This is a genomic window from Bradyrhizobium sp. Cp5.3 (genome assembly GCF_000426265.1).
In the GTDB taxonomy this organism is placed as follows: domain Bacteria; phylum Pseudomonadota; class Alphaproteobacteria; order Rhizobiales; family Xanthobacteraceae; genus Bradyrhizobium; species Bradyrhizobium neotropicale.
Map to the genome: position 1 here is coordinate 291,552 of NZ_AUFA01000002.1, position 14,056 is coordinate 305,607.

Annotated in this window: 11 protein-coding genes; 5 read left to right on the forward strand and 6 right to left on the reverse strand. The window is 65.1% G+C overall.

Annotated features, from left to right (window positions below; translation table 11 throughout):
• Positions 1-31: 31 nt before the first annotated feature.
• Entirely contained in the window at positions 32-685 is a 654-nt protein-coding gene (gene alkB / locus K289_RS0104380) for a DNA oxidative demethylase AlkB (protein ID WP_027550372.1), read from the forward strand.
• 143 nt (positions 686-828) lie between these two features.
• Here alkB and K289_RS0104385 read toward each other — a convergent pair whose 3' ends face one another.
• The 6 genes from K289_RS0104385 to hpaH form a co-directional block, all read right to left on the reverse strand.
• On the reverse strand, positions 829-2,454 hold the full coding sequence (locus K289_RS0104385; RefSeq protein ID WP_027550373.1) for a thiamine pyrophosphate-dependent enzyme: 1,626 nt from the start codon (positions 2,452-2,454) through the stop codon (positions 829-831).
• 25 nt (positions 2,455-2,479) lie between these two features.
• Complete coding sequence (locus K289_RS0104390; RefSeq protein ID WP_027550374.1) at positions 2,480-3,349, reverse strand: fumarylacetoacetate hydrolase family protein; 870 nt, start codon at positions 3,347-3,349, stop codon at positions 2,480-2,482.
• Positions 3,349-4,332: a 3,4-dihydroxyphenylacetate 2,3-dioxygenase gene (gene hpaD / locus K289_RS0104395; protein ID WP_027550375.1), complete on the reverse strand. Its 984-nt coding sequence runs from the start codon at positions 4,330-4,332 to the stop codon at positions 3,349-3,351. Before hpaD ends, K289_RS0104390 begins: the two co-directional genes overlap by 1 nt.
• Before the next feature lie 130 nt (positions 4,333-4,462).
• Entirely contained in the window at positions 4,463-6,001 is a 1,539-nt protein-coding gene (hpaE, locus tag K289_RS0104400) for a 5-carboxymethyl-2-hydroxymuconate semialdehyde dehydrogenase (protein WP_027550376.1), read from the reverse strand.
• On the reverse strand, positions 5,994-6,392 hold the full coding sequence (locus K289_RS0104405; protein WP_027550377.1) for a 5-carboxymethyl-2-hydroxymuconate Delta-isomerase: 399 nt from the start codon (positions 6,390-6,392) through the stop codon (positions 5,994-5,996). The genes hpaE and K289_RS0104405 overlap by 8 nt, the downstream gene beginning before the upstream one ends.
• Positions 6,393-6,422: 30 nt before the next feature.
• Complete coding sequence (gene hpaH / locus K289_RS0104410; RefSeq protein WP_027550378.1) at positions 6,423-7,229, reverse strand: 2-oxo-hept-4-ene-1,7-dioate hydratase; 807 nt, start codon at positions 7,227-7,229, stop codon at positions 6,423-6,425.
• A gap of 114 nt (positions 7,230-7,343) precedes the next feature.
• Here hpaH and hpaR point away from each other — a divergent pair, with 114 nt between their 5' ends.
• From hpaR to K289_RS0104430, 4 genes are all read left to right on the forward strand, one after another.
• Positions 7,344-7,862, forward strand: coding sequence for a homoprotocatechuate degradation operon regulator HpaR (gene hpaR, locus K289_RS0104415; RefSeq protein WP_027550379.1), 519 nt, complete (start codon positions 7,344-7,346; stop codon positions 7,860-7,862).
• Between the two features lie 309 nt (positions 7,863-8,171).
• Entirely contained in the window at positions 8,172-8,948 is a 777-nt protein-coding gene (locus K289_RS0104420) for an HpcH/HpaI aldolase/citrate lyase family protein (RefSeq protein ID WP_027550380.1), read from the forward strand.
• A gap of 185 nt (positions 8,949-9,133) precedes the next feature.
• Positions 9,134-10,657 carry a UxaA family hydrolase gene (locus K289_RS0104425; protein WP_027550381.1) on the forward strand — a complete coding sequence of 508 codons (1,524 nt, stop codon included), beginning with the start codon at positions 9,134-9,136 and terminating at the stop codon, positions 10,655-10,657.
• Positions 10,658-10,761: 104 nt separating this feature from the next.
• A complete protein-coding gene (locus K289_RS0104430) occupies positions 10,762-14,031 on the forward strand; it encodes a DUF2126 domain-containing protein (protein ID WP_027550382.1) in 3,270 nt (1,089 codons plus the stop codon).
• The last annotated feature ends 25 nt before the right edge of the window (positions 14,032-14,056 follow it).

Sequence of the window (14,056 nt, forward strand, 5' to 3'; positions counted from 1 at the left end):
GCCAGGTAAACATGCCGAGTGAGCGCAGCTATTGACGGGGGACTTGTTCGACAACGTTGCCGAGGCGCAGCCGCCGCGCGAGGAGATCGTGGAAGGGGCGGTGCTGCTGCGCGGCTTCGCCAAGCCGATCGAGAGCGAGCTGATTGCGGCGGTGCGCGCGATCGTCGCGCAGTCGCCGTTCCGCCGGATGACCACGCCCGGTGGCTATCAGATGTCCGTGGCAATGACGAATTGCGGCGAGTGCGGCTGGATCACCGATCACACCGGCTACCGCTACGATCCGATCGATCCGCGATCCGACGTGCCATGGCCCGCGATGCCGCCCCAGTTCCGCGATCTGGCCCGCCGCGCGGCGGAGCAGGGCGGTTTCGCCGGCTTTGCGCCCGATGCGTGCCTCGTCAATCGCTACGAGCCCGGCACGCGGCTGTCGCTGCATCAGGACAAGGACGAGCTGGACTACTCCGCGCCGATCGTCTCGGTCTCGCTCGGGCTGCCGGCGATCTTCCTGTTTGGCGGCCTGGCGCGCAGCGACAAGACGCGCCGGTTTCGGCTCGTGCATGGCGATGTCGTGGTCTGGGGCGGTCCGTCCCGGCTCGCCTATCACGGCGTCGCGCCGCTCGCCGACGGCGAACACGCGCTGCTCGGCCGGCAGCGGATCAATCTGACGTTCCGCAGGACGCGGTGATCTGTCCCTCATCCTGAGGAGCGCGCTCGCGCGCGTCTCGAAGGATGAGAAGGCCGAGATGCTAGACTTGGGCCTTCATGGTTCTCCCGGCGATGCGCAGCATCGTCCGGAGACGGCGCTACGCGCCTCCTCACCATGAGGAGCTACGGCTTCGGCGGGTGAATGAACGCCCAGGGGCTGACTTCGGAGTCCCGCGGCACCTCGACCGAGATCAGATACGGTCCGCCATGGGCGAGTGCCTTCTCCAGCGCCGCCTTGAAATGATCAGGCGAGGTCACACGCGCAGCAGCCACGCCGAAGGACTCCGCGAGCCTGACGAAATCCGGATTGACCAGATCCGATGCCACCACGCGGCCGTCAAAACGCTCGCGCTGGTCGCGGCGGACATTGCCATAGGCGTTGTTGTTGAACACCAGCGTCACCACGCCGATGTTGAACTGCACGGCGGCGGAGAGCTCCTGCACGCCGAACATGAAGCCGCCGTCGCCGGTGATCGCCACCACCGGCTTGTCGGGATTGGCGACCTTGGCCCCGAGCGCAGTCGGAAAGCCCGAGCCGAGCGTGCCCTGATAGCCCGAGGTGATGAAGGTGCGCGGCTCGTAGATCGGAAAGCCGTACCAGGAGGCGAAGCCGACTTGCGACAACTCATCGGTCACGATCGCGTTCGCCGGCAGCACTTCGCGCAGGATGTTGAGATACGCCATCTGCGGCTGGACGCGCTGGATCTCGTCTTGCGCCGACGCGGTGGCCTCGCGCATCGCGGTGCGACGGCCAGCGGTCTTGCTGTAGCCGGCCTTGCGCACGGCGGCGGCGAGATCGGCCGTTGCGGCTTTGGCATCGGCGATGATAGCCGCATCCGAGGAGAAGCGCCGCATCTCGACCGGATCGATGTCGATGCGGATGCTCTTAAGGCCGTCGGGGCGATAGGGCCAGCGCGACATCGTCGGCAGCTCCAGTCGCGAGCCGATGCCGATCATGAGGTCGGTGTTCGGCCACAGCTTGTAGGCGGCGGCCATGGTCAGGCCGAGCTCGTGCGCGTTGGAGACGATGCCGCGCCCGCTGCGGAACGCGACGACAGGCGCATCGATCATCTCGGCGAGCTCGAGGATTTCTTCGCGCGCGTCGATCGCGCCGCTGCCGACGAAGATCATCGGCGCCTTGCTCGCCTTGATCAGCGCTGCGGCCTGCTTCACGAGATCAGGATCGGGCTGCGGTGCGGGCAGGGGTTCCAGCACCTTTGCGGCAGCGGTGTCCGCGCGCTGCGTGAAGACGTCCCAGGGCATTTCAACCGAAACAGGGCCGCGCCGTCCGGACATCATCTCCTGGAAGGCGCGCGCCACGACCGTCGGCGCATTGCCGGGATATTCGATCCGCTCCGCCCATTTCACATAGGTGCGCAAGGTCGCAAGCTGATCCGGCATCTCGTGCAGATGACCGCGGCCCTTGCCCAGAAATTGCGTCGGCACCTGGCCGGTGACGCACAGCACCGGCTCGTTGCAGCCGAACGCGGTGAGCAGCGCCGCGCTGGCGTTGAGCACGCCGGGGCCGGGCACCACGCTGAACACGCCGGGCCTGCCGCTCGAGCGCGCATAGCCGAACGCCATGTAGCCGCAGGCCTGCTCGTGCCGCGCGCCGATCACCTTGAGCGGAGCCTGGTGGAAGGCGTCGAACAAGCCGTAGATTTGCGCGCCGGGCAGGCCGAACACGGTGTCGACGCCATGGGCGACAAGGCCGCTTACGATCGCTTCGCCGCCGCTGAGAGTGGTCATTGCACTATTCCACTTCGATTGTTGATCAGGCCTCGTCGACGACGCCGTTGCGCAGGCACCCGATGCCCTCCGCCTCGACTTCAATGACATCGCCCGGCTTCAGGTAGCGCGGCGGATCGAACCGCGCGCCGGCGCCGGTCGGCGTGCCCGTGACGATGATGTCGCCGGGAACGAGGGTCGCGAAGGTCGAGATATAGTTGATGAGATAGCGAAATGGAAACATCAGCCGGCTGGTGCGGTCGTCCTGCCGCAGCTCGCCGTTGACGTGCGTGGTCAGGCGAATGTCGGCAATCTGCGATTCCTGCGTGTAGGGCACGAGCCACGGGCCGAGGCTGCCGCTGGAGTCGAAGTTCTTGCCCTGCGTGACGTTGAACTTGGCGTGGCGCAGCCAGTCGCGCACGGAGCCTTCATTGCACAGGGTCAACGCCGCGATGTGGTCGAGCGCTGTGCTTTCCGGGATGTGCCGTCCGGCCTTGCCGATCACCAGCGCGATCTCGCCCTCGTAGTCGAGCTGCGCCGAGGCGCGCGGGCGCACCAGCGGCGTGTCGTGGCCGACGAAGGAGCGCGGCGACCGCATGAACATGCTCGGATATTTCGGAGCGTCTTGCCCGTCCTTGTATTCGGCATTGCGGTCGGGATAGTTGACGCCGATGCAGATGATTTTTTCCGGCGCGGGCACCGGCGGAAGCCAGGCGATGTCGCCGATTGCGTGGTCCGGCGTGCGGCTGGCGGCTTCTTCTGCGAGGCTCGCGAGCTTTCCCGCCGCGATCACCTCGCGCAGCGTCGGATAATCCTTTGCGTGGCGCGCCGAGAGATCGACGATGCCGCCGTCGATGACGGCGCCATATCGGGTCGTGCCCTTGAGGGAATAGGTGGCGAGGCGAGGCAGCGTCATTAGTCTGCCACCAGCACGTCGGCCACGAATTTCGGCTCGCGCACGGTCTGGCCCGTGAAGGGCGAGCCCTGCTCGAACCAGGAGCGCGGGGCGGGCGCGCCCCACAGCGTCTGGCGGCGCGGATCGCGCAGCGACCAGCGCAGCGGCTCGTGGTCATGATCGCCGGTGAAATAGTCGCTGGTATAGAGCTCCAGGCGATGGCCGTCGGGATCGCGGACATACAGGAAGAACGCGTTCGAGATGCCGTGGCGTCCGGGGCCGCGCTCGATGTTCTTGACGTAGCCCGCGGAGGCCATGACGTCGCAGAGATGGATGATGTTCATTGCCGTCGGCGTCCAATAGGCGAAGTGATGCAGCCGCGGACCCTTGCCGTTGGTGATGGCGAAGTCGTGAACGTTGCCCTTGCGATGCATCCAGGCGGCGGCGATGCGGCCGTTCGGGCCGTCCTCCTCGGCATATTCGGTGAGACGGAAGCCGAGCCGCGCGTAGAAGTCGACGGTGTCCTGCACTTCGGCGGCAAAGACGTTGAAATGATCGAGCCGCTGCGGGTGGCAACCCCTGTAGAGGTCGTAGCGACGGAGCAGATGCGGCCGCCGGTCCATCGAGGCATAAAGCTCGATCTGGAAGCCGAAGGGATCGGTGAATTGCAGCGTGCGGCCCTGGAACGGCTGGTCGACGAAGGCATAGCTGAGGCCGTTCTCGGAGAGGAACGCCGCCGCCTTGTCGAGGTCCTTGTCATTGCCGAGCTTGAAGCCGAGCCGGTTGCAGGCCGGCACCGCTGCTTTCCGCAGCACCAGCGAATGATGCTGACGCTCCTCTGCGGCGCGCAGGTAGACGACGTTGTCGTCGGCATCCTCGACATGCAGGCCGACGGTGGTCTCGTAGAACTCGCGGCTGAGCTTCAGGTCGGTCACGTCGAGCACGGCGTGGCTCGAGCGGATGATGTTGAACGGCGGCTCGAAGACGTGTTGTGGTACGGGCATTGTGGTTCCCCTCGGATTTGTCATTCCGGGGCGGCTCGAAGAGCCGAACCCGGAATCCATCGCGCAGCAGAGTTGGCGGATGAATGGATTCCGGGCTCGCGACTTCGTCGCGCCCCGGAATGACGAAGCGTTACACTCCCAATTTCTGAATCTTGTGCGTGCCTCGCGCGAGCGAGACGTGCTTGGTTTCCATGTAGAAGTCGAACGAATAGTCGCCGCCGTCGCGGCCGATGCCTGATGCCTTCATGCCGCCGAACGGCGTCGGCAGATGGCGGACGTTTTCCGAGTTCAGCCAGATCATGCCGGCTTCGAGTGCATCCGCAACGCGCAGCGCGCGGCCCATGTCGTTGGTCCAGACATAGCCGGTGAGGCCATAGCGGATGTCGTTGGCGATCTCGATCGCGTCGGCCTCGTCGCGGAAGGGCAGGACCGTGAGGAAGGGGCCGAACACCTCCTCCTGCGCGACGCGCATCTTGCCGTTCGCGCCGGTCACCAGCGTCGGCTCGACGTAGTGCCCGCCGCCCGGGCCGTCATAGGCCTTGCCGCCAGCAGCGATCACCGCGCCATCCTGGCGCGCGACGTCGAAATAGGAGCAGACCTTGGCCAGATGCCGCTCATGGATCAGCGGTCCGATCTCGGTTGCGGGATCGAGGGGATGGCCGACCTTCAGCGCCTTCACGCGCGCCGCCAGTTTCTCGATGAACTTGTCCGCGATGCTCGCCTGGATCAGCAGGCGGCTGGAGGATGTGCAGCGCTCGCCGTTGAGCGAGTAGATCATGAAGACGACGGCATCGAGCGCACGGTCGAGGTCGGCGTCGTCGAACACGATCACCGGATTCTTGCCGCCGAGCTCGAAATGCACGCGCTTCAAGGTGGGCGCGCCCTGCTTCATGATCGCAGATCCCGTCGCGCTCTCGCCGACGAAGCCGATCGCCTTGATCGCGGGGTGTTCGGTCAGCGCCTTGCCGGCCTCTTCGCCAAAGCCGTGCACGGTATTGAGCACGCCGTCGGGAACGCCGGCCTGCTTGACAAGCTTCGACAGGATATCCGCGGTCACCGGCGACCATTCGGCCGGCTTGTGCACGACGGTGCAGCCGGCCGCGAGGGCAGGGGCGATCTTCCAGGTCGAGAGCATGAACGGCGTGTTCCAAGGCGTGATCACGCCGACGGGGCCGATCGGCACGCGGGTGGAGACGTTCCAGTGCTCATCGCTCGGCGTGTTGAGGCCGTCGCGCGCCTCGGCGCATTTGTCGGCGAAGAAGCGGAAGTTTTCGGCAGCGCGGACCGCGGCCTTTGCCATGAAGCGATAGGCCTGGCCGGTGTCGATGCATTCGAGCACGGCGATGTCGTCGGCATTGTCCTCGATCGCATCGGCAACCCGGTGCAGCAGCTTGCGCCGCATCGCAGGTCCCATGTCGCGCCAGGACTTGAAGGCGAGCGCGGCAGCCGTTGCCGCGCGATCGATGTCTTCGGCATTGCCACGGGCAACGCTTGCGAGCGTCGTGCCGTCGACGGGCGATTTCGTCTCAAACGTCTCGCCGGAGATCGAAGCGACGTTCTTGCCGTCGATCATGTGGCCGATGCCGTCGCCGCGCAGCTTCTTCAGCAGCGGCACGACGCGGTCGCGGTTGACCTGGAACAGATCGGCTTTCGGCGTAGGCTTATCCATGGGCGGCCTCCACTTTCAGGGCGTCGTGGATGTTGTTGCGCTTCCAGCTCGTCTCCTTGTCGTTGATCTGCATGTCGAACGACAGAGCGAATTTGCTGGCGGTGAAAACGGAATCGAGATGATTGGAGAGCGCGTTGAAGACGTGCTCACCGGCCTTCTTGCGGGTGGCGAGATCGCGGCCCTCGCCGATGCGCAGAACCATGTCGAGAAAGCCGTAATCCTGCCGGGCATCCGCGATCGCGTAGTGCTCGCATTTGATGGCGCGGACGCGGATGCCGCCGAGCGGGAAGATTCCGGTCTCGACCGCCGCCTTGCGCACGACCTCGCACACCGCGCTCATGTCGAGACGGCTGTCGAGATTGGCCGAATATTCGATCGTGAAATGCGGCATGGCGGTTTCACTCCCTGTCTTCCTTGTTCGTCAGGCGAAGTAGCAGCTCACCGAGCCATAGGCGCCATAGTCGGCCTGAATTGTGTCGCCCTTGCGGGTCTCGATCGGGCGGATGAAGGAGCCGGCGAGCACGACCTGGCCGGGCTCCAGCGCAAGGCCCAGCGGCGCGATCTTGTTGGCGAGCCAGGCGATCGCAGTTGCAGGATGATTGAGCACGCCGGCGGCGAGTCCGGTTTCCTCGAGCTGGCCATTCTTGAAGCAGAGCGCGCCGATCCAGCGCAGGTCGGTCTCCAAGGGGCGGATCGGCCGCCCGCCGAGCACGATGCCTGCATTCGCCGCATTGTCGGCGATGGTGTCGAAAATCTTGCGCGTCGCTTTGGTCTTGGGATCGACGCGTTCGATCCGCGTGTCCAGGATCTCAAGTGCCGGCACCACGAAGTCGGTGGCGTTGAGCACATCGAACATGGTGCAGTCGGGGCCTGAGAGGCGTTTGCTCATGATGAAGGCGAGCTCGGCTTCCACACGCGTGGCGATGAAGCGCTCGGTCGGGACGAGCCCGCCGTCGGCAAAGAACATGTCGTCGAGCAGCACGCCGGAATCAGGCTCGTCGATGTTGAGCGCGCTCTGCATCGCCTTCGAGGTCAGGCCGATCTTGTGGCCTTTGACGATGCGGCCCTCTTTGAGCTTGAGGTCGACCCAGGCCTTCTGAATCGCGTAAGCATCACTGATGGTGATGCCGGGGAAATCCTGCGAGAGCTGCCGGATCTGCGTGCGGGTCTTCTCCGCCTGATGCAGACGGTTCGCGCAAGCTTGGATATCGTCGTTGGAAAGCGCCATCTGTGATCTTACAAATCGTGGTGCCGGGAGATACTTAACATGTTAAATGAATGCGTCAAACAGAATTCTGCTTTGCTGCACTGCAAACATTTTGCGGTTTGAAGGCGGGGTGTCATGGCGAGGAGACCTGCTGAACCTGCGAACGGAAGCGCGCCTGCCGCACGGCAGGTGCCGATGCGCGACTTCTCGCGCTCGCTGCCGATGTCGCTGCTCCGGGCCCGCGAGGCGGTGATGCGGCAGTTCCGCCCCTCGCTGCGCCAGCACGGTCTCACCGAGCAGCAATGGCGCATCCTGCGGGCGCTCGCCGCCATCGAGACCGTCGAGGTCACGGAACTGGCGCGCACGGCGTTTCTCCTGGGACCCAGCCTGTCGCGCATCCTGCGCGATCTCGAGGCGCGGCAATTGATCGAGCGCAGGACGGCGAAGACGGATCAGCGCCGCAGCATGGTCTCGATCTCCGAGAAGGGGGTGAAGCTGATGGCCTCGGTCGCGCCGAGTTCGGAAGCCATCTACGCGGAGATCACGCGGCGCTACGGAGTGCGCAAGCTTGCCGAATTGCAGGAGATGCTCGGCGAACTCGAACAGAGTCTCGCAGGGCTTGGCGCGAGCGAGGAGGCAATAGCCGAGGAGTGAAAGCAGATATGCGCGCCTGCGGCGCGACAGCCATGGACATTCACGCGCTTTTTCGCTCAAAGTGCCGGCCAAGCCGATCCGTGCAAAATCGGCGGCGGGACGGCTCATGCCGTATCAGGCGCGGCCTCCGCTGGGAACAAGGTTGAGGCAAATAGAGGTAAGCATCAGAGGGCTATGAGCTGAGACAATTTCGCCATTGCGAAAGCGTCGGCTCCGAGGCAATCCAGAATCTCGCAAGCGGAGAGATTCCGGATTATTTCGCGCCGCTCGCACCGACGGCGGCATTGGCCAACAGGGAAGGAAGGCAACGTGGCGAACAAAGTCAAAGAAATCTGGAAGTCGGGCAAGGCCGTGGTCAACGCGTGGCTCGCGATTCCCTCCGGCTTCTCGGCCGAGATGATCGCGCAGTGCGGCTTCGACAGCGTCACTGTCGACATGCAGCATGGCGTGCAGGACTATCTGTCGATGGTTCAGTGCTTCCAGGCCATGGACAAGCACCCGATTACCCCGATGGTGCGTGTGCCCTGGAACGAGCCCGGCATCATCGGCAAGGTGCTTGATGGCGGCGCCTATGGCGTGATCTGCCCGATGGTCAACACGCCGCAGGACGCGCGGAACCTCGTCTCCTATTCCAAATATCCGCCGAAGGGCGTGCGCTCCAACGGCCCGATCCGCGCCGGCATGTACGGCACCGCGGGCTCCTACCAGAAGACCGCGAACGACGAGATCGTGCTGCTGCCGATGATGGAGACCAGGACCGCGGTCGAGAACATGGAAGCGATCCTCGACGTCGAAGGCATCGATGGTGTCTATATCGGCCCGTCCGACCTCGGCTTCTCCTACGGGCTCGAGCCGAAGCTCGACCGTACCGAGCCGGAGATTCTCGCGATCTACGAGAAGATCATCAAGGAGTGCGGCAAGCGCGGCCTCAATCCGGGCATCCATTGCAGCGGCGCGGAAGGCGCGGCACGCGCGATCAACATGGGCTTCAAGCTGGTGACGCTCTCGAACGAGGTCGGCCTGATGACGACCTACGCCAAGATGCAGGTCAACCAAACCCGGAAGGATTCCGCCGGCAAGGCTTGAGCTCTCTCCTCTCCCTCTCCCCGCTTTTGCGGGGAGAGGGTTGGGGTGAGGGGCCTCTCTCAACACGCACTGAACTAACGATCGAGCGCGCGGCCTGCCCCTCACCCGGATCGCGCCGAGCGCGATCCGACCTCTCCCCGTAAGAACGGGGAGAGGTGAAGTACGAAGATTCAAGGAGAACGACCATGACCATCAGCCCCGTCATCCGCCTGCATCCCGATGATGGCGTGGTGATCGCACGTGCGAGCCTGCCGCCTGGAACGGTGGTGGCAGAGGGCGTCGTGACGGTCGATCGCATTCCCTCCGGGCATAAGGTCGCGATCAAGCCGATCGCGGTGGGCGAGCCGGTCAGGCGCTATGGCCAGATCATCGGCTTCGCCACGGCGCCGATCGCGCCGGGCCAGCATGTGCACACGCAGAATTGCGGCATGGGCGATTTCTCCAAGGACTATGCCTATTGCGCCGACGTCAAGCCGACGCCGAACTTCGATCTGCCGGCGACCTTCGAGGGCATCCGCCGTCCGGACGGCCGCGTCGCGACGCGCAACTATATCGGCATCCTCACCTCGGTGAATTGCAGCGCGCATGTCGCCGGCCTCGTCGCCGACGTCTTCAAGAAGAATCCCTTCACCGGTGAAAATCCGCTGGCCGAATTCCCCAATGTCGACGGCGTGGTCGCGCTGACGCACAAGACCGGCTGCGGCATGACGCAGAACGAGCCGCTGGCGCTGCTCCGCCGCACGCTCGGCGGCTATGCGCGCCACGTCAATTTCTCCCACGTCATCGTGCTGGGCCTTGGCTGCGAAGTGAACCAGATCGGCGGCCTGATGGAGGAGCAGAAGCTCGCCGGCCGCCTGCGCGCGATGGACATCCAGGAGGTCGGCGGCACCCGCAAGACAGTGGAGGCGGGAGTTGCCTTCGTGCGCGAGGCACTGGCCGACGCCAACAAGGTCAAGCGCGAGAAGGTCGCCGCGAGCGAACTGACCGTGGCGCTGCAATGCGGCGGCTCGGACGGCTATTCCGGCGTCTCCGCCAATCCCGCGCTGGGAGCAGCCAGCGATCTGATCGTGCGTCACGGCGGCACTGTGATCCTGTCGGAGACGCCCGAGACCTACGGCGCCGAGCATCTGCTGACGCGCCGCGCCGTCAGCCGCGAGGTCGGCGAGAAGCTGGTCGATCTCATGCGCTGGTGGGGGGAATATACCGAGCGTGAAGGCGCCGAGATGAACGCCAATCCGAGCCCCGGTAACAAGGCCGGCGGCCTCACCACCATTCTGGAGAAATCGCTCGGTGCGATGGCGAAGGCCGGCACCACCAATCTCGTCGACGTGCTGCGCTATGCGGAGCCGGTGACGAAGAAGGGCTTTGTGTTCATGGACACGCCCGGCTACGACCCGGTCGCCGCGACCGGACAGGTCGCCGGCGGCGCCAACCTCGTCTGCTTCACCACCGGCCGCGGCAGCGTGTTCGGCTGCAAGCCCGCGCCGTCGATCAAGCTTGCGACCAACAGCACAATGTACAAGCGCATGGAAGAGGACATGGACGTCAATTGCGGCACCATCCTCGAAGGCTCCGAGACTGTCGAGCAATGCGGCCAGCGCATCTTCGATCTCATCCTCAAGACCGCCTCGGGCCAGCCGACCAAGAGCGAGAGCTTTGATTTCGGCGGCGCCGAGTTCGCGCCCTGGGTGATTGGCGCGACGATGTAGCAAAGGTGCAGCCCGTCCCGTAGGCACGGGCTGCCCGTTGTTAGTGCTTGATCGCGATCACCGGCGGTGTTCTGCTCAAAAAAGCTGCCGGAGCACCGCAACCCGTGTCGATCTACGTCGCACTTCATCACGTCACGCACTACAAATACGACCGGCCAATCGATCTCGGCCCGCAAACCATCCGCCTGCGGCCGGCGCCGCATACGCGCACGCCGGTCCTGAGCTATTCGCTCAAGGTCACGCCATCCAATCATTTCGTGAACTGGCAGCAGGATCCGCAAGGCAATTGGCTGGCGCGCTATGTTTTTCCCGAGAAGACGACGGAGCTCAGGATCGAGGTCGACTTCACGGCGCAGATGACCGTGATTAACCCGTTCGACTTCTTCGTCGAGCCCTATGCCGACAGTTTTCCGTTCGACTATCCGAGGGATCTGAAGACCGAGCTTGCGCCCTACCTCGAGGTCATCGAGCCGGGTCCTGAGTTCGCGCGATATCTCGCGGCGATCCCGCGCGAGGCCAGCAACACCGTCAACTTCCTGGTCGAGCTCAATCGCGAGCTGCAGAAGCGCGTCCGCTACATCATCCGCATGGAGCCGGGCGTGCAGACGCCGGAGGAGACGCTCACCTCCGGCGCCGGATCGTGCCGCGACTCCGCCTGGCTCCTGATCCAGACGCTGCGCCATCTCGGCCTCGCGACGCGCTTCGTCTCCGGTTATCTCATTCAGATCCGTCCCGACATCGATCCAATCGAAGGACCACCGGAGGTGGATAACGACTTTACCGACCTGCACGCCTGGGCCGAGGTCTATCTGCCCGGCGCCGGCTGGATCGGTTTCGACGCGACCTCCGGCATGCTCGCGGGCGAGGGGCACATTCCCGTCGCCGCGACGCCGCATTATCGCTCAGCCGCGCCGATCTCCGGCAGCGCCGGCTTTGCCGAGGTCGAGTTCGCCTTCGAGATGAGCGTCCGGCGCATCCGCGAGGCGCCGCGTATCACCAAGCCGTTTTCCGATGACGCCTGGGCGCGGCTCAACGATCTCGGCGAGCAGGTCGATGGCGATCTTGCCGCCCAGGACGTTCGGCTCACCATGGGCGGCGAGCCGACCTTCGTCTCGGTCGATGATCTCGAAGCGGACGAGTGGAATACGGAGGCGGTCGGTCCCACCAAGCGCACGCTCGCTGACGACCTGATCCGCCGCCTGCGCGCGCGCTTCGCGCCGGGCGGCCTGCTGCATTACGGCCAGGGCAAATGGTATCCCGGCGAAAGCCTGCCGCGCTGGGCCTTTGGCCTGTACTGGCGCAAGGACGGCGTGCCGATCTGGAAGAACGCCGACCTCATCGCCAGGATCGAAAATCCGCGGCGACCGGAGGTCAGGGACGCCGAGGCCTTCATGGAAGGTACGGCGGCGCGGCTCGGGCTCGATCTCGGCTACATCATGCCGGCCTATGAGGACCCGTCGTACTGGCTTCAGAAGGAGGCCAATCTTCCCGTCAACGTCGATCCGTCCGACTCCAAACTGTCCGACCCGGAAGCGCGGGCACGGATGGCGCGCGTGTTCGACCAGGGCGTGGGCACGCCGCGCGGCTTCGTGCTGCCGATCCAGCGCTGGAACGCGCCGCCGCGCTGGCGCAGCGAGCGCTGGCAATTGCGGCGCAGCCATCTCTTCCTGTCGCCGGGCGATTCTCCGCTCGGCCTGCGGCTGCCGATGGGCTCGCTCGGCCATGTCCCGCCCGACCAATATCCCTACCTCGTCGAGCAGGACCCGATGGAGCCGCGCGGCAAGCTGCCGGTGTTCAGCCGCATGGCGCGCCCGCCGTCGCCGCCGCGCGCGGCACCCGACTATCTCAACACGACGATCCCCGTGCGCACCGCGATGGCGGTGGAGATCCGCGACGGCGTGCTCTGCGCCTTCATGCCGCCGGTCGAGCGCGTCGAGGATTATCTCGAGCTGATCGCAGCGCTCGAAGACACCGCCGAGGAGATGCAGCTTCCGGTCCATGTCGAAGGCTACCCGCCGCCATTCGACCCGCGCATCGAGGTGATCAAGGTGACACCCGATCCAGGCGTGATCGAGATCAACATCCAGCCGGCGAGGAACTGGCGCGAGGCGGTCGACATCACCTCGGGCCTTTACGAGGATGCTGCGAAGGTGCGGCTCGGCGCCAATCGCTTCCTGATCGACGGCCGGCACACCGGCACTGGTGGCGGCAATCACGTCGTGGTCGGTGGCTCGAGCCCGCAGGACTCGCCGTTCCTGCGCCGGCCGGATCTGTTGAAGAGTCTCGTGCTGTACTGGCAGCGGCATCCGTCGCTGTCCTATTTCTTCTCCGGCCTGTTCATTGGTCCGACCAGCCAGGCGCCGCGCATCGACGAGGCGCGGCACGACGGAATCTATGAACTCGAGATCGCGCTCTCGCATGTGCCGCCGCCCGGCTACCAGGCGCCGCTGTGGCTCGTGGACCGGCTGTTCCGGCATCTGCTTGTCGACATCACCGGCAATACCCATCGCGCCGAGATCTGCATCGACAAGCTCTATTCGCCGGAGGGGCCGACGGGGCGCCTCGGCCTCGTCGAATTCCGCGCGCTCGAAATGCCGCCCGATCCGCGCATGTCGCTGGCGCAGCAGCTTCTGATCCGCGCACTGATCGCAAAGCTCTGGCGCGAGCCGCAAGGCGGCAAGTTCGTTCGCTGGGGAACGGCGCTGGCCGACCGCTTCATGCTGCCTCACTTCATTTGGCAGGACTTTCTTGATGTGCTTTCTGAGTTGAAGCAATCCGGCTATCCCTTTGAGCCCGAATGGTATCTCGCCCAGCTCGAATTCCGCTTCCCCGTCTTCGGCCGCGTTCATCATGGCGGCGTGACGTTGGAATTGCGCCAGGCGCTGGAGCCCTGGCACGTCTTGGGCGAGGAGGGTTCGGCCGGCGGCACTGTGCGCTATGTTGATAGTTCGGTTGAGCGGCTTCAGGTGAAGGCGGAAGGTTTCGTCGAAGGACGCCACATCGTGACCTGCAACGGCCGCCGCCTGCCGATGACCTCGACCGGCCGCTCGGGTGAGGCCGTGGCCGGCGTCCGCTTCAAGGCCTGGCAGCCGGCATCCGGCCTGCACCCGACCATTCCCGTGCACGCCCCGCTGACATTCGACCTGATCGACGCCTGGAATGGCCGCTCGCTTGGCGGCTGCGTCTATCACGTCGCCCATCCCGGCGGGCGCAACTACGATACCAAGCCCGTCAACACCTACGAGGCGGACGCGCGCCGGCTGGCGCGCTTTCAGGATCACGGCCATACGCCGGGCCCGGTCCAGCCGCCGCCGGAGGAACGCACAAATGAGTTTCCGCTGACCCTCGACTTGCGAACGCCGCTCCTGCAATGAGTATGGGAGCGGGGCAAGGAGAGGC